This window comes from Gordonia jinhuaensis, from assembly GCF_014639795.1.
Taxonomy (GTDB): domain Bacteria; phylum Actinomycetota; class Actinomycetes; order Mycobacteriales; family Mycobacteriaceae; genus Gordonia_B; species Gordonia_B jinhuaensis.
Genome location: NZ_BMGC01000021.1, coordinates 53,078 through 68,241 on the forward strand (window position 1 = coordinate 53,078; position 15,164 = coordinate 68,241).

At 66.2% G+C, this 15,164-nt stretch carries 14 protein-coding genes and 1 pseudogene; 4 read left to right on the top strand and 11 right to left on the bottom strand.

Going from position 1 to position 15,164, the window contains the following annotated elements; all coding sequences use genetic code 11:
* Window positions 1-37 precede the first annotated feature (37 nt).
* Complete coding sequence (locus tag IEW22_RS13745; RefSeq protein WP_188587181.1) at window positions 38-1,255, bottom strand: acyl-CoA dehydrogenase family protein; 1,218 nt, start codon at window positions 1,253-1,255, stop codon at window positions 38-40.
* A gap of 197 nt (window positions 1,256-1,452) precedes the next feature.
* Here IEW22_RS13745 and fabG point away from each other — a divergent pair, with 197 nt between their 5' ends.
* Both fabG and IEW22_RS13755 read left to right on the top strand, forming a co-directional pair.
* Complete coding sequence (fabG, locus tag IEW22_RS13750; protein WP_188587182.1) at window positions 1,453-2,196, top strand: 3-oxoacyl-ACP reductase FabG; 744 nt, start codon at window positions 1,453-1,455, stop codon at window positions 2,194-2,196.
* Between the two features lie 77 nt (window positions 2,197-2,273).
* On the top strand, window positions 2,274-3,497 hold the full coding sequence (locus tag IEW22_RS13755) for an acetyl-CoA C-acetyltransferase (RefSeq protein WP_188587183.1): 1,224 nt from the start codon (window positions 2,274-2,276) through the stop codon (window positions 3,495-3,497).
* Here IEW22_RS13755 and IEW22_RS13760 read toward each other — a convergent pair.
* The 9 genes and pseudogenes from IEW22_RS13760 to IEW22_RS13795 all read right to left on the bottom strand — a co-directional run bounded on the left by IEW22_RS13760 (window position 3,490) and on the right by IEW22_RS13795 (window position 12,638).
* The gene (locus IEW22_RS13760) at window positions 3,490-4,389 is read right to left on the bottom strand and encodes a LysR family transcriptional regulator (protein WP_188587184.1); all 900 of its coding nucleotides are present in this window, start codon (window positions 4,387-4,389) and stop codon (window positions 3,490-3,492) included. The genes IEW22_RS13755 and IEW22_RS13760 overlap by 8 nt on opposite strands.
* 61 nt (window positions 4,390-4,450) lie before the next feature.
* Window positions 4,451-5,356 (bottom strand): LysR family transcriptional regulator, encoded by a 906-nt coding sequence (locus tag IEW22_RS13765; RefSeq protein WP_188587185.1) that lies wholly within the window; start codon window positions 5,354-5,356, stop codon window positions 4,451-4,453.
* A gap of 5 nt (window positions 5,357-5,361) precedes the next feature.
* Complete coding sequence (locus tag IEW22_RS20565; protein ID WP_229742658.1) at window positions 5,362-6,027, bottom strand: enoyl-CoA hydratase/isomerase family protein; 666 nt, start codon at window positions 6,025-6,027, stop codon at window positions 5,362-5,364.
* Window positions 6,013-6,669, bottom strand: a pseudogene (locus tag IEW22_RS20570) (crotonase/enoyl-CoA hydratase family protein); the annotation flags it as partial. The pseudogene IEW22_RS20570 and the gene IEW22_RS20565, both read right to left, overlap by 15 nt.
* Window positions 6,666-7,793, bottom strand: a complete 1,128-nt coding sequence (locus tag IEW22_RS13775; RefSeq protein WP_188587187.1) for an MBL fold metallo-hydrolase — start codon at window positions 7,791-7,793, stop codon at window positions 6,666-6,668. The gene IEW22_RS13775 and the pseudogene IEW22_RS20570, both read right to left, overlap by 4 nt.
* Window positions 7,790-9,367: an AMP-binding protein gene (locus IEW22_RS13780; RefSeq protein ID WP_188587188.1), complete on the bottom strand. Its 1,578-nt coding sequence runs from the start codon at window positions 9,365-9,367 to the stop codon at window positions 7,790-7,792. Before IEW22_RS13780 ends, IEW22_RS13775 begins: the two co-directional genes overlap by 4 nt.
* A gap of 159 nt (window positions 9,368-9,526) precedes the next feature.
* On the bottom strand, window positions 9,527-10,702 hold the full coding sequence (locus tag IEW22_RS13785) for a CoA transferase (protein WP_188587201.1): 1,176 nt from the start codon (window positions 10,700-10,702) through the stop codon (window positions 9,527-9,529).
* A 113-nt stretch (window positions 10,703-10,815) separates the two neighbouring features.
* Window positions 10,816-11,823 carry a MaoC family dehydratase gene (locus IEW22_RS13790; RefSeq protein ID WP_188587189.1) on the bottom strand — a complete coding sequence of 336 codons (1,008 nt, stop codon included), beginning with the start codon at window positions 11,821-11,823 and terminating at the stop codon, window positions 10,816-10,818.
* Entirely contained in the window at window positions 11,820-12,638 is an 819-nt protein-coding gene (locus IEW22_RS13795; RefSeq protein ID WP_229742660.1) for an HpcH/HpaI aldolase/citrate lyase family protein, read from the bottom strand. The genes IEW22_RS13790 and IEW22_RS13795 overlap by 4 nt, the downstream gene beginning before the upstream one ends.
* A gap of 228 nt (window positions 12,639-12,866) precedes the next feature.
* Between IEW22_RS13795 and IEW22_RS13800 the strand changes: the two genes are divergently transcribed.
* Both IEW22_RS13800 and IEW22_RS13805 read left to right on the top strand, forming a co-directional pair.
* Window positions 12,867-14,018: an acyl-CoA dehydrogenase family protein gene (locus tag IEW22_RS13800; RefSeq protein ID WP_188587191.1), complete on the top strand. Its 1,152-nt coding sequence runs from the start codon at window positions 12,867-12,869 to the stop codon at window positions 14,016-14,018.
* A 6-nt stretch (window positions 14,019-14,024) separates the two neighbouring features.
* A complete protein-coding gene (locus tag IEW22_RS13805) occupies window positions 14,025-14,771 on the top strand; it encodes a GntR family transcriptional regulator (RefSeq protein ID WP_188587192.1) in 747 nt (248 codons plus the stop codon).
* Here IEW22_RS13805 and IEW22_RS13810 read toward each other — a convergent pair.
* Window positions 14,743-15,164: CoA transferase (locus tag IEW22_RS13810; RefSeq protein ID WP_188587193.1), on the bottom strand; the 422-nt coding region annotated here is incomplete at its 5' end. The two genes, IEW22_RS13805 and IEW22_RS13810, sit on opposite strands and share 29 nt — an antisense overlap.

Here is a 15,164-nt window from a genome sequence, read left to right on the forward strand (position 1 = left end):
GAGGGGGACGATTTCTGCCGTGCCCTCAGGCAGCGGACTATCTTTGGGCCTTCATCGCACCTTTCACCAGTGCGCGACCGACGATGAGTCGCTGGATCTCGCTGGTCCCCTCGTACAGGCGGAGGAGCCGGACGTCGCGGTAGATCCGTTCCACCGGGACGCCGCGCATGTAGCCGCTGCCGCCGTGGATCTGCACGGCCAGGTCGGCGACCTTGCCCACCATCTCGGTACAGAACAGCTTGACCGCGGACGGTGCGAGCCGACGATCGGTGTTGTCGACCCAGGCGCGTGCGGCGTCACGCACCATCGCCCGGCCCGCCATCACGCCGGCCTGCTGATCGGCCAGCATCGCCTGCACCAGCTGGAACTCGCCGATGGGCGTACCGCCCTGGGTGGAGGTGGCGGCCCAGCTCACCGACTCGTCGAGTGCACGTTGTGCGGCTCCCACCGACAGCGCGGCGATGTGGACACGCCCGCGTGCCAGTGAAGTCATCGCCGCGCGGTACCCCACGTCCTCACTACCGCCGACGAGAGCATCTGCTCCCACCCGGACGTCGGTGAAGTGCACATCCGAGGTCCACGCCCCCTCCTGGCCCATTTTCGCGTCCTTGGGCCCGACCTCCACACCCGGTGTGTCCGCCGGGACCAGGAACACCGCGATACCGGCCCCATCATCGTCCGCGGGACGGGTACGGGCGAATACCACGAAGAGATCGGCCAACGGGGCGTTGGTGATGAACCGCTTGTCGCCGTTGATGACCCAGTCGTCACCCTCGCGCACGGCCTTGGTGCCCAATCCGATCGGCGACGATCCAGCCCCCGGCTCGGTGAGCGCGAAAGAGGCGACCACCTCACCGGAGGCGATGCGGGAGAGCCACTGCTCCCGTTGCTCGTCGGTACCGAAATTCACCAGAACCTGGCCGGCGATGCCGTTGTTGGTGCCGAACATCGACCGCAGGGCCAGCGAGGTGTACCCCAGTTCCATCGCGAGTTCCACATCCTGGGTGAGGTCGAGGCCCAGACCACCCCATTCCTGCGGAATCGCGTAACCGAACAGGCCCATCTCCTTGGCACCGGCCCGGATGTCGTCGGGAATCGCATTGGAGTCGGCGATCTCCTGCTCACGCGGCACCACCACCTCGCGGACGAATTCGCGAGTGGCGGCGAGGATATCGCGGAAGTCGTCGTCGCTGACCTGCTTGGACGACGCGGCAGAGGTGGTCACTACCGACTTGCTGGCTGTGGGTGTGGACATATCACTCAGGCTCCACCACCACACAACCGCGCGTCCAATACGAGATCGAGCATGAACCGTTAGTCAGCGCGAATACCCGACCGCACCCGGATACGCCCTGCGGGGCGGTAGGTTTCGAGCTGATATCTCCGCAACGTGACACGTCCGTCCGACGTGCCCGGAGACCATTCTCAACAACAACAGACGGGGTGATTCACGTGCAGGATCTTCTTGCCGGACGAGTCGCGGTGGTGACCGGCGGTGCTCGGGGCATCGGTTTCGAGATCGCGCGTTCGTTCGTCGACGCAGGTGCCAAGGTCGTACTCGGCGATCTCAACGGCGACGCGGTCAAGATCGCTGCCGACACGCTGGGCGGCGCCGCGGTGGCGACCGGTGTGCGCTGCGATGTGACCGATTCCGGTGACATGGACGAGCTGATCGGCACCGCCGTCGAGGGCTTCGGGTCGTTGGACGTGATGGTCAACAACGCCGGCATCACCCGAGACGCGACGATGCGCACGATGACCGAGGAAGATTTCGACCTGGTCATCTCAGTACACCTCAAGGGGACCTGGAACGGCACCCGCAAGGCCGCGGCCATCATGCGCGAGGCCAAACGCGGTGCGATCGTGAATATCTCGTCACTGTCGGGCAAGGTCGGCATGGTCGGCCAGACGAACTACTCGGCCGCCAAGGCCGGCATCGTCGGCATGACCAAGGCTGCGGCCAAAGAAGTCGCCCATCACGGCGTGCGTGTCAACGCCATCCAACCCGGCCTCATCCGATCGGCCATGACCGAGGCGATGCCGCAGAAGGCATGGGATCAGAAGATGGCCGAGATTCCGATGCAGCGTGCCGGTGAGGTCAGCGAAGTCGCCAGTGTGGCACTGTTCCTCGCCTCCGACATGTCCTCGTACATGACCGGCACCGTACTCGAGGTCACCGGCGGACGCTTCATGTAACCGTGGAATCCGACCCCCGCTCCACCCGGGCAAGAGCCCGTCCCAGCTCCACCCGAGCACCACAGAAAGGCATCCTCATGCGTGAGGCCGTGATCTGCGAACCAGTCCGCACCCCGATCGGCCGCTACGGCGGCGTCATGAAGTCGGTGACCGCCGTCGATCTCGGTGTCACCGCGCTGCGGGGACTGCTCAGCCGCACCGGGGTCGCTCCGGATGCCGTCGAGGATGTGATCCTAGGCCACTGCAACGCCAACAGCGAAGCCCCTGCGATCGGGCGTGTGGTCGCACTCGACGCCGGCCTGCCGGTCACGGTGCCCGGCATGCACATCGACCGACGTTGCGGTTCCGGCCTGCAGGCCGTCATCCAGGCTGCCTTGCAGATCGCGGCCGGCGACAACGATCTCGTGGTCGCCGGCGGCACCGAGTCGATGAGCAACGCCTCCTTCTACTCCGTCGACATGCGGTGGGGTGGCGCGAAGACCGGGATCGCCATGCACGACAGTCTTGTTCGCGCCCGATCGACAGCCGGTGGCCGGAACTTCCCGGTCGCGGGCGGCATGATCGAGACCGCGGAAAACCTTCGCAAGGAGTATGCGATCTCCCGCGAGGAGCAGGACGAGCTCGCGATGGAGTCGCATATGCGCGCCGTACGTGCACAGAAGGACGGCATCCTCGCCGAGGAGATCATCCCGGTGACCATCTCCACGCGACACGGCGAGCAGGTGATCGACACCGACGAACACCCTCGCGCCGACGTGTCGATGGAGTCGTTGTCGAAGCTGCGACCGATCATGGGGCGCACCGACTCCGAGGCGACCGTCATCGCAGGCAACGCCAGCGGTCAAAACGACGCTGCGGCAATGTGTATCGTCACCACACCCGAGGTGGCCGAACGTCACGGCCTGCGTCCGCTGGTGCGTCTGGTGTCCTGGGGTGTCGCCGGAGTCGAACCGAGGGTGATGGGTATCGGCCCGGTACCCGCGACCGCGGTGGCCCTGGGCAAGGCCGGTCTGGAACTATCCGACATCGACGTGATCGAACTCAACGAGGCATTCGCCGCGCAAGCCCTCGCCGTCACCCGCGAATGGGGATTCGGTCGATTCGGGTCAGGCGGCGACTTCGACCGCACCAATGTGCACGGTTCCGGAATCTCGCTGGGACATCCGGTCGGCGCTACCGGGGTGCGGATGCTCGCTTCGTTGTCGCGCGAATTGGATCGACGTGAGGCGCGCTATGGACTCGAGACCATGTGCATCGGCGGCGGTCAGGGCCTGGCCGCCGTATTCGAACGCGTCAGCTGATCGATGATCGCCGGGCGCCGTCCCCCACGGCCGCGGTGATCATCTCGACGAAGGCCTGACCCACCGGTGACAGTCCGGCGGGATCGAAGGCGATGGCGAAGGGTCGCGCGAGCCTGGGTTCCACCGGCCGCGCGACCACTCGATCAGCCGCGGATTCGGCGATGGCGCGTTCGAGCATCGTGCCGCCGATTCCGGCGCGCACCATCGGCAGCCGCTGCTCGCGGTGCTCGGACAGCACCGCGATCGGCGGCCGTATCCCGGCCGTGCGGATCGATTCCTCGATCTCGTCTGCCACCGACTGACCACGCGGGACGAACACCATCGGCATGGCCGGCATCTGCGCGATCGGCACGGCGCCGCTGGGCAATTCGGTACCAGCCGGATAGGCCAGCCAGTACTCCTGCTCGCCGAGCACGATCACCTGCAGACCGTCGCCGGCGATCGGCAGGTGGGCGACGACGAACTCGCAGTGTCCGTCGTCGATGACCGACTCGGCACTGGTCTCGTCGCGCAACTCCCCCAGCCGGATACGGACGCCTGGGTGGAGGCGGCGGAATTCGGTGATGAGATCGACGACGGGACCGCTCGAGGTGGGTGGGAAGGCGAGGATGTCGAGCTTGCCGGTGAGCTCGCCGTCGGCGACGGTGCGGACATCCTCCGCGGCGGCCACGTCGCGCAGGATCTGACGAGCGGGACCGATCATCGCCCGACCGGCCGCACTGAGCACCATGCCGCGCCCGATGCGATGGAACAGCTGTGTACCGAGCTCGCGTTCGAGCGCTCGCAGCGCCTGCGAGACCGTGGGTTGAGACACCCCCAATGCCCCTGCGGCGCCGCCGATCCCGTCATGCTCGGCGACGGCGAGAAAATACTCGACCTGCCTCAGTTCCATCGGCGGCGCCGCTTTCGGTAGATGTCGGGGGTCATGAATTCGGCAGTGACGACGCGCGCGGTCATGAGTACGTCACCGGGATCTCCTCGTCGCCGGCGTGGGCCCGTCCGGCACCGGCGACCTCGAGAAAGGCCAGTGCCGCCGGTGAGGGCGGACCCGACCGCAGCACCAGACCGAACTGCCGCCGCAGGGGCGGATCCAGGGCCAGTTGCCGGGCCGTGGGTAATTGGCTGTCGGCCACCGCTCGCGGAACCAGTGCCCCTCCGACGCCTCTGGCGACGAATTCGAATGTGGCAGCCGAATGTGCGCAGTCGACGGCCACATTCGTGCCGTCGGGTGCGATCACATCGGTCAGTTCGGCGGCGCTGGACTGATCGGCCAGATCGGCGACGAGCGGCAGGGTCTGCACCACCGACCGCGCCACCGGATCGGCGACGCCGTCAACGAGATCCGGTGCGATCGCGAGCACGAGTTCCTGCTCACCCAGAGGTAGCGCGGTGAACGACTCATGGTCGGCGGACATGTCGGTGAGCCCGAGCTCGGCCGCACCCCGCCGCAGGGCCCCCAGGACTGCCGAAGGACCGTCGACCGCGGTGATGCGGACGACGACGTGGGGATGGCGTAGGCGAAAGCGGCGGGTCAGCTCGATGAGGGGGTCGATGCTGAAGGCCGAGTACGTCACCACGTCCACGCGGCCTGCGCGCAGCTCCCGAACCGATTGCACGCGCGATTTCGCACGGTCGACGTCGGCGAGGATACGACGTGCTGTCTCGTCGAAGGCACGTCCGGCGTCGGTCAGCTCCAGGCGGCGGCCGGTTCGGTCGAACAGTGTTGCGCCCAGACGTCTTTCGAGGGTTCGGATGGCCTGCGAGAGTGAGGGTTGCGAGATGTAGAGCGACTGCGCTGCCTTGGTGATCCCACCGTGGTCCACAACTGCGACGAAGTATGTGACGAGATGCAGATCCACAGGGGTTATCGTACGGAATCGGTGTGATCGCCGACACTACCGGTGTCGGGGAGCCAGACGCCGTCGAAGCGCGCGGTGCGCTTCTCCCGGAAGGCCGCGATCGCTCCCGGCGAGTCGGAGGCGAAGTTGATCGGCTGCGCGGCTGCCTCCCGGTCGAGTGCGTCGCGCAGGCCCGAGGACGATCCCGCCTCCAGGAGTCGCCCCGACAAGGCGAGTGCCACGGGCGGCCCCTGCGCGAGCCGACCCGCCACATCGGCGGTGGCCGACTCCAGATCATCGGGTTCGACGAGCATCGACACCAGCCCCAATCGGTCGGCCTCGGCGGCGTCGATCATCTCGGCCAGCATCACCAATCGTTTGGCCGTGTGCAGGCCCACCAGCCGCGGCAGTATCCACGAACCGCCGAAATCCACCGACAGCCCGCGCCGGGCGAAGATCTGGCTGAACCGCGCCGTGGATGAGGCGATCACGAAATCACACAGCAGCGCCATGTTCCACCCCGCGCCGGTCGCATAACCCTCGACGGCGGCGATGGTCGGCTTGTCGAACGAACCGAGCAGTTCCGCGGCGCGATTGACCCGCCGCATCCGTTCGACCGGATGCGGCAGTGCCCCGCTGCTCAGGTCGGCACCCGAACAGAAGTTGCCCTGCGCACCGGTCAACACCACCACGCGGATGTCGGCGTCGACGGCGAGCGGTCCGTTCGCCGCGATGCGCGTGGCGAGTTCGCGCGCCGCGGACAGCGCCTCACCGGGTTCGGCGAGTGTGTTGACCATGCCGAAGTGATGAGCACGCGCGGCGTCGATCGGATCGCCGGTGAGCGCGATCTCCATCGCGACCTGATACGGCAACACCTTCGGCAACCGAAGCAGACCGCCGCCGGCCGCGGCGAGACCACGCTTCACCTCGGGGAGCCCGAATCTCGCGTCGCTCGCGGCGACGATGAGGTCGGCCGACAGTGCGAGTTCACACCCGCCGGCCAATGCCCACCCCTCCACCGCGGCGATCAGTGGTTTGCGGGGCGGCGCCGCGGCGATCCCGGCGAATCCACGACCGGGCAGCGAGGGGCGTTCACCACGAGTGAATGCCTTGAGATCCATACCCGCACAGAATGTTCCGCCGGCTCCGGTCAGGATGGCGATCGAGATGTCGTCGCGGGCCTCGAATTCGTCGACCGCAGCCGCGAGCGCCTGCGCGGTCTCGAGATCGATGGCATTTTTCGCCGCGGGTCGGTTGATCGTCAACACGGCCACGCCGTCGGCGAATTCGCTCACTACCTTGTCGCTCACGTGACTGCTCTCCTTGGTTGTCATGCCCGGACCCTGTCGGCCGAGGTGGCGTCGCTTGAATGCGCATCCGCCGGCTGTCCCGGCTCACTCGATGCGGTCGCCGTGTTGGGATACCACCGCAACATCGGTGTGGTGGTATCCGCCCGCACGATCCCGCGCTCGACGAGCACCAGGACGTGAGCGTGGGTCTCGGTGGCAGCCATCCGGCGCTGGTTGACACCCATTCCGTCGAACGGGCGCGACCAGTGCACCGCTGCGGCGACATCCCATGTGGTCCGACCCGGCCGCTCGACGATCGCCTGGGTCATCTCCTCCAGCCGAGCCTCGTGATGGGCCAGCAGTTCTGTTGCCCGCGAGGCGATACCGGTGAACCGGTATTCATGCGACGGGAGCACCTCGACGTCGGGGATGTCCACCGAGTTCTGCAACGACAGTAGGTACTCGCCGAGCGGGTGGTGTCCGGTCTGCAGCGGCATGACCGAGATGTTCGGGCTGATCCGGGGCAGCAGATGATCGCCGCTGAACAGCACGCCCGCCTGCTCGTCGAGAAAGCACAGATGTCCCGGGGTGTGCCCTGGCGTCCACACCGCTTTCAGGTGCCAGCCCGGGAACCCGACATCGGATCCGTCGACGAGTTCGGTGTCCACGGTGCGACCGCCGGCGAATCGTACGAGTCCCCCGCGCAACGAGGACACCTCGTCGACGGGTGCACCGTAGGCGAGGAGCTGGTCGGCGAGCTGGGATTTCTCCAGTTCCTCTTCCGCGTCGGTGCGGTGATCGATTTCACGAGAGTCGTTGCGGTGCATGGCCACCGTGGCATCGGTGTGCTCGAGAACCCGCGGCACCAAACCGAAGTGGTCGGGGTGAAAGTGTGTGATCGCGATGTGGCGGATCTGTGAGACGTCGTATCCGATGGCGCGCAGACCATCCTGCAGGGCCGTCCACGCCGCACGACTGGGCCAGCCCGTGTCGATCAGCGCCACGCCATCCGGGACCTCGAGAGCGTAGATCAGTACGTAGCGCAGCGGATTGCCCGTCATCGCCACAGGAATCGACCAGAGCCCGGGGCGTACCTGCTCGACCTCCGGCAGCCGCTTGTCGGCCCATGCGGCGCGCTGCGCATCGCCGGTCACCTGCCAGTCATTCATCGGCGCACCGCCCCGGTTCCCGCCCCACTGACACTGACTACCTCCGGTGGACGGGAAAATTGTTGTCGCAGCGAGCGCTTGAGCAGTTTGCCGGTGGCTCCACGCGGGAGCTCGTCGACGACGAAGACACGGCGCGGCTTCTTGAACGATCCGAGCCTGGCTGCGACGTGATCGATCAATTCGTCGATGTCAATCTGCGGCCCGGTCGGCGCGGCCCGTACGACGGCGACCACCTCCTCGCCCCACACCTCATGCGGCACCCCGACCACGGCCACCTCGGCGACCGACGGATGCTCGGCCAGAACGGATTCGATCTCGACGGGGTAGATGTTCTCTCCGCCGGAGATGATCATGTCCTTGATGCGGTCGGTGACGAACAGATAGCCGTTCTCGTCGATGTGCCCGGCATCGCCGGTACGCAGGTACCCCTCTGCGGTGTAGAGCGCAGCGGTTGCCTCGGGGCGCTTCCAGTAGGAGCGGGCGTTGGTCCGCGACCGCGTGAGGATCTCGCCGGTCTGCCCGGGACCCAGAAACTCCCCGGTCGAGATGTCGCCGATGGCCAGCTCGACACCGGGCAACGGGGTACCCACCGAGCGCAACAGCGCGCTGCCCGCGCCGTTGGGGTGGTGGTCCTCGGCGCGCAACGCGGTCACCGATCCGGCGGTCTCCGTCATCCCGTAGCGCTGCAGGAAGTCACAGCGCAGTCGCGTCATTGCCCGGGTCAGCAGAGTCGGGGTGATCGGTGCAGATCCGTAGGCGAGAAGTCGCAGACTCGACAGGTCACGTTCCTGGTCGGCAGACTCGAGATGATCGAGCAACAGCTGGATCGTCGAGGGCACGAGGAAGATGTGGCTGACTCGCCACGTCTCGATCAGCTCGGCAGCGGCCTGTGCATCGAACCGCCGCAGCAGCACCAGCGGGATGCCTGCCGATACACACGAGCAGAACCAGCCGGTTCCGGCGATGTGGAACATCGGCATCGCACCGAGCGCGACCGAATCCTCCTGCCAGCGATACACAGTCAACGTGTCTGCGTCGTTGTGCAGGTTGTGATTGGTGATCAGCACACCTTTGGGCAACCCGGTGGTACCCGAGGTGTAGAGCTGCAGGATCGGTGTCTGGGGGTCGTCTCCCAGGCCCGGGTCCGCATCGGAACCGGAGGCGATGAACACGTCGAGTTCGTCACCGGTGTCCAGCACAGTCACCTGTGGCAGTGCGTCTGCCACCGCTGCGGCCGCGTCGGCGAACTGCGGGTCCGCGACGAAGACCGTCATCTCGGCGTCAACGGCGATGGCCGCGATCTCGGTGGCGGGCAGTCGCCAGTTCACCGGAGTGAAGACCATTCCGGCTTTGGCGCACGCGACGAACAGCGCACCGCCGGCGATCCCGACCTCGACGGCTGCACCGACGTGATCCCCCGGTGCGGCCACACGAGAGAGCCCCGATGCCAGCGACGTGGTGAGCGCATCGAACTCGGCTGCCGTGTATCGCTGATCGCCATCAACGAGGGCGAGCGAATCCGGTTGCGTTCTGGCGAGCTCCCGCACCCGCTGAGCGAGGTAGAGACCACTCATTCGACACCCTCCTGAACGTCAGTGTTCACAGGCCGGCGTGAACCAGCCATCCGCCTTCATCCGACCATGTTGTGATCGGCATCTCAATGACCGTGCACCTCACCGATCATGAGGAACTACCTATGCGGGTCCTCTCACACGACGTTGAGGTGATCCTCGCTATGCACCGGTGCGCGAGGCCGTGCTGTCGCGCGAGCGAGCCGTGGCACGAATGTCCGCGGGGTCGACGGCCGGTTCGACGAACAGATGCCTCCCGTCGAACGCCATCGGTGCGGCTGCCGCGCGGTAGGTCCCCACACCTGGTTGATCCAGTTGTGCGAACAGCGGATTGGCCGTCACCGAGTCACCGGCTGCGGTCTCGGCGAAGCTGCCGTATCGCTCATGGAGCACCGAGGTAGCGGCGAGTTCGACAGCTACCTCGTCTCCGGTGCGCGCGGCGAACCAGGGACGAAACAGTGCCGTGAGCAGCTCCCGATGTCGATAGCGATCGGCGTCGAGGGAGAAGTCTGCCTCCAGCGCCGTGGCGAGGGCTCCCACCGCCTCCCCCGTCTGCGTCAGCGACACGAGGTCGGCGAAATGCCGGGGGGTGAGCGTCACGATCATGAAGCGCTCACCGTCACCGGTGCGGAAGTCGGTGCCGTAGGTGCCGTATACAGCGTTGCCGGTCGCATCCCTGTTCACGCCGTTGACCTGTGGTTCGGTGAGATAGCCCAGCGCGCTCGACACCGACAGTGCAACATCGTCGAGCGGCAGCGTGACATGGGTTCCGTGTCCGGTCTTCTCGCGGTCGCGGATCGCTGCTGTCACCGCGAGCGCCGCGTACAGTCCGCAGGCGACATCCCATGCCGGCAGCGCGTGATTGACTACTCCCGCGTGATCGAGCGGACCGGTGATCTCGGGAAAACCCAGGGCGGCGTTGACGGTGTAGTCCACGCCCGGTCGGCCGTCACGACGACCGAGGATCTCCACGGTGATCAGATCGGGACGCAGCTCGGCCATACCCTCATGCGACAGCCACGAGCGTCCGGCCTGGTTTGTCACGAAAATGCCGCCGCCATCGCCTGATTCGGTGATCAACTCCCGCAGTCGCGCACGGCCGTCATCCGAGCGCAGGTCCAGCACCATCGACTTCTTACCCTTGTTGAGCCCTGTCCAGTAGATGGATGTTCCGCCGGCGGTCACCGGCAGCCTCGAGATGTCGGCCGCGCCACCGGGCGGATCCACTCGGATCACCTCGGCGCCGAGCTGCGCCAGCGTCAACCCGCACAACGGTGACGCGACGAAACTCGACAGCTCGATCACCCGGATACCGCGAAGGGGCCGGTGGTCGGTCATGTCGCTGTTCGTTGCGTCCTGACCTAGTGCATCCTGGCCGGTCGCGCGCCGCGCAGTCCCCGCACCCGCGTCGTCGTACTCCGTCGGACCTGCCATTGCTGCAACCTCTTTCGTCATGCCATCAATACCGTGTAGCGCCAGTCGAGCACCGGACGACTACTGCCGTCGGAGTCGTGGCTGTGCACGATCGACCGCAACGCCAGCGCACCCCCGGATCGAAGCGGCCACGCGTGTTCGATCTCGATCTCGCTGCTGAGCGTGTCGCCCTCGTGCACCGGCCCGGTGTGATCACAGGACTGCCAACCCAGCACGGTGACGATGTTCGGGAGTGCACGGGTGGCCTGCGACAACGCCAGACCGATGGTGTGCCCGCCATAGACGAGTCGACGATCACCAGAGACGCGCGCATCATGATGCGTTGCTGCGATATTGAGTGTCAGCCGAGCCAATTCCGTTGCACCTGTGACTACATCGGCACTGGTCAGCAATCTCCGCCCGGCCAGATCTGCGGTGAAATGCTCTCCGGGCACCTGTTCGCGATAGCGCAGCAGATCCCAGTCGGGACAGTTCTGGTCGCCGGCCTCGCCTGCAGCCGCCGCGTCGGGTTCGCCGATCGCCGACAGATCGTCATCGCGGCCGGTCGCCGCAGCTCCCGCTGCCAGCGGCAACATTGCGCAGCGGTAGAAGTCCAGGACCGTCTGCCCACGATCATCGACGGTGCGCATACGCAGTGCAGCGAGTCCGGTGGGGGCACGGCCTGGCTTACGTGAATTCTCTCGCAGGCCCACCACTTCGGTGGTGGTGGTGATCGTGTCGCCGATATGCGGCCACGACAGGAACCGGAGTCCGCGATAGAACAAGTTGGCCTTCACGTGGTGGGTGGCCAGCGTGGACTGGCCGATCGCGATGTCGGTCACCAGGCCCGGATGTGCCAGCGCCGCCGGGGCGAAGGTCACCTCCCGCGAGAGTTGCCGGTCGAGCGCGAGGCGCAGACGATCGCCGAGGATCGCTTGATGAGCTGCCGCCGCACCGTCGGTCAGTGTGACCGCCGGTGCGCCGTCGAAGATCTGCCCGATCTCGAGTTCGTCGAAGTACGGGCCGCCGACGATGATCGGGCTCATAGCGCCTGTCCCGCATTGGCAAGGATGCGGCGCGCGGACACCGCCAGTGCCTCGTCGAGCATGCGACCGTCGAGTTCGACAGCACCGGCCCCGCTTCGCTCGCCGGCGGCCAACGCGTCGAGCACACGTCGCGCATCGTCGACCGACGCCTGGTCGGGAGTGAAGATCTCTGTCGCGGTGGCGAGCTGGGCCGGATGAATCACCCAGGTACCGTCGAAGCCCAGGTCGCGAACCCAGGTCTTGGCCGTCCGGAAGTCATCGTCGGCGGCGATGGTCAGGTGCGGGCCGTCGACGGCGGAGATGCCCGCGGCGCGCGCGGCGATCAACACCGCATCCTGCACCACGATCCACGAATCGTGGCGCATCGCCGCTCTGCGTCCCAGTGCCGCGGCCAGATCGGCGTATCCGATGACGAAGGCGTCGAGGCGGTCTGTCGCGGTTGCCAGCAACCCGACGTCACGCACTCCGACCGGCGTCTCGATCAATGCCTGCAGTCGGGTGGGACTGTCACCGAGTGCGGCATCGGCACGCTGCAGATCGGTAGCGCTCTGGGCCTTGGGCACCACCACCGATGCGAGCGTCGCACCGCAGGTCGCACACGCCGCGAGATCCTCGGTGTACCACTCGGAATCGGCTCCGTTGATCCGAATCGACGCAGTCCGGCCATCGCCGTAGCGACCGATCAGGTCGACCGCTGCGGTCCGCGCCGACTCCTTGTTCGCCGGCGTCACCGCATCTTCGAGATCGAGGACCACCTCGTCGGCGTCGGATTCCAGGGCCTTGGTGGCCTTGCGCAGGTCGGAGGCGGGCGCCACGAGCACTCCCCTCCTGCGGACGATCCCACGTACCACGGCGTCTCCTCGCCTCTGCGGTTGCCGGGCACGATCACCCGGGCGGAAATATGTTCGGCCAAATCGGCCCCATGTACGTCCTATCAGACTTACTCTGACCAGACAGGCGAATTCACAATGGCTTTGGTCGACACGATTCGGCCGTACAGATCTCAGATGACCGCACCGGCGGCCGCGTGCAGGAGGAACACCATGACCAGACTCAACGATGAGGAAGAACTGCTCGTGAGCACGGTGGCGGACTTCGTCGACCGTGAGGTCAAGCCGTCGGTCCGTCAGATGGAGCATGACAACACTTACCCCGACAAGTGGATCGACCAGATGAAGCAGATGGGGATCTACGGTCTCGCGGTACCCGAGGAGTACGGCGGTAACCCGGTGTCGATGCCCTGCTACGCGCAGGTCACCGAACAACTCGCACGGGGTTGGATGAGTCTTGCCGGCGCGATGGGCGGCCACACCGTGGTCGCGAAGCTGTTGACCCTGTTCGGGACAGACGACCAGAAGAACACGTATCTGCCGCAGATGGCCGACGGTTCGATGCGCGCCACGATGGCACTCACCGAACCCGGTGGCGGCTCGGATCTGCAGGCGCTGCGCACCGTGGCCCGAGCTGACGGCGACGACCTGGTGATCAACGGATCGAAGACGTGGATCTCCAACGCCCGCCGGTCGGGGCTGATCGCACTGCTGTGCAAGACCGACCCCGACGCGACGCCGCGACACCGCGGCATCTCCATCGTCCTGGCCGAACACGGTCCGGGACTGACCGTCTCGCGCGATCTGCCCAAGCTCGGATACAAGGGGGTCGAGAGCTGCGAGTTGTCCTTCGACGACTATCGGGTGCCCGCGTCGGCCATCCTGGGCGCCACACCCGGCAAGGGTTTCGGGCAGATGATGAAGGGTTTGGAGACCGGCCGCATCCAGGTGGCCTCCCGCGCACTCGGTGTGGGTGCTGCGGCACTGGAGGATTCGCTGGCCTATGCCCAGCAGCGCGAATCCTTCGGCACGCCGATCTGGAAACATCAGTCGATCGGCAACTACCTCGCCGACATGGCGACCAAGCTCACCGCGGCCCGTCAGCTCACCTGGTACGCCGCCGATCAGTACGACCGGGGCGAGCGCTGCGATATGGAGGCGGGTATGGCGAAACTGTTCGCCTCGGAGACTGCGATGGAGATCGCTTTGAACGCGGTTCGCATCCACGGCGGATACGGGTACTCCACCGAGTTCGACGCCGAACGCTACTTCCGCGACGCTCCGTTGATGATCGTCGGCGAGGGGACCAACGAGATCCAGCGCAATGTGATTGCCTCTCAGCTGGTTTCGCGAGGCGGGGTGTAGGCCTGCGTGGAACTCCTCGATCGGGGTGAACCCGCCTACCGTGCACTGGCCACCATCCTGCGTACCAGGATCGCCGATGGCCGGTACCGGGGAGGTGTGCGGCTGCCGACCGAATTCGAACTCGCCGACGAGTTCGGGCTGAGCAGGCAGACCGTGCGGCGAGCCTTCCAGGATCTTGTCGCCGAGGGGCGGGTGTACCGCGTTCCCGGCCGCGGCACCTTCGTCTCGGAGAACTCTGGTCGCTATCTCCGCCAGCTCGGGTCCATCGAAGATCTGATGAGCCTCTCCGACGACACCACGATGGAAGTACTCGAGTCGCCACGCAGATGCGTCGACGTGGGAGCGGCCTCCCGACTGCGCCTGGACACCGATGTGTTGTACCGCTTCGGATTTCGACGCCGACATGACGATGTCGCATTCGCGCACACCGCGATGTGGTGGCCCGAGCCGATCGCGCGGCTGCTGACCGACGTACCCGAAGTACAGGCCGGTGCGACCAGCACGGCAACGGCCATCGGACTGCTCGAACCCAGAATGTCGTCGCCGATAGTCGAAGCCGCACAGTCGATCACGGTGTCGAAGGCGGACGACGAGGTGGCGGCTGCGCTGGACTGTGCCGCCGGCGAGTCGCTGTTGCGCGTCGACCGTCTCTACAGTGACGCCGACGGACGGCCCGTCGAACTCGCGATCAGTCACTTTCTGCCCGAGCACTACACCTACCGCGTCACGCTTCGCCGGAGTAGCCCGTACTGACCCGCGACGTGCTGATCTCGGCGGCAACAGAGTCGGTATGCTCACCCAGTCCCGGTACCGGATCCATCCGAAGCTCCACATCCCGAAAGCTCATGGGCGGCAATACAGCCCGCACGTCACCCGCAGACGTACCGACTGTCCGCCAGCGGTCCCGTTCACCCAGCTGCGGGTGGTCGATCACATCAGCGAGCTCGTTGATCTGCGCTGCGGGGATACCCACCTGAGCCAGTCGTTCATCGAGTTCGGCGGTGGTCCACTGCGCGGTACGCGAGGCGACATATGCGTCGCACGGGGCTGGTGCACGAGTAGGTGACATCTGATCTGGCTTGCCCTGCCGGGCGGCCTGGAAGGATGCCAGCTGTGCCCAAGCCCTATCCCCAGGAGTTCCGCGAC

Bases quoted from the DNA above. Each gene is read 5' to 3' on its own strand.
- IEW22_RS13745 (WP_188587181.1), bottom strand. From the start codon at position 1,255: ATGTCCACACCCACAGCCAGCAAGTCGGTAGTGACCACCTCTGCCGCG.
- IEW22_RS13755 (WP_188587183.1), top strand. From the start codon at position 2,274: ATGCGTGAGGCCGTGATCTGCGAACCAGTCCGCACCCCGATCGGCCGC.
- IEW22_RS13760 (WP_188587184.1), bottom strand. From the start codon at position 4,389: ATGGAACTGAGGCAGGTCGAGTATTTTCTCGCCGTCGCCGAGCATGAC.
- IEW22_RS13775 (WP_188587187.1), bottom strand. From the start codon at position 7,793: ATGAATGACTGGCAGGTGACCGGCGATGCGCAGCGCGCCGCATGGGCC.
- IEW22_RS13780 (WP_188587188.1), bottom strand. From the start codon at position 9,367: ATGAGTGGTCTCTACCTCGCTCAGCGGGTGCGGGAGCTCGCCAGAACG.
- IEW22_RS13785 (WP_188587201.1), bottom strand. From the start codon at position 10,702: ATGACCGACCACCGGCCCCTTCGCGGTATCCGGGTGATCGAGCTGTCG.
- IEW22_RS13790 (WP_188587189.1), bottom strand. From the start codon at position 11,823: ATGAGCCCGATCATCGTCGGCGGCCCGTACTTCGACGAACTCGAGATC.
- IEW22_RS13800 (WP_188587191.1), top strand. From the start codon at position 12,867: ATGACCAGACTCAACGATGAGGAAGAACTGCTCGTGAGCACGGTGGCG.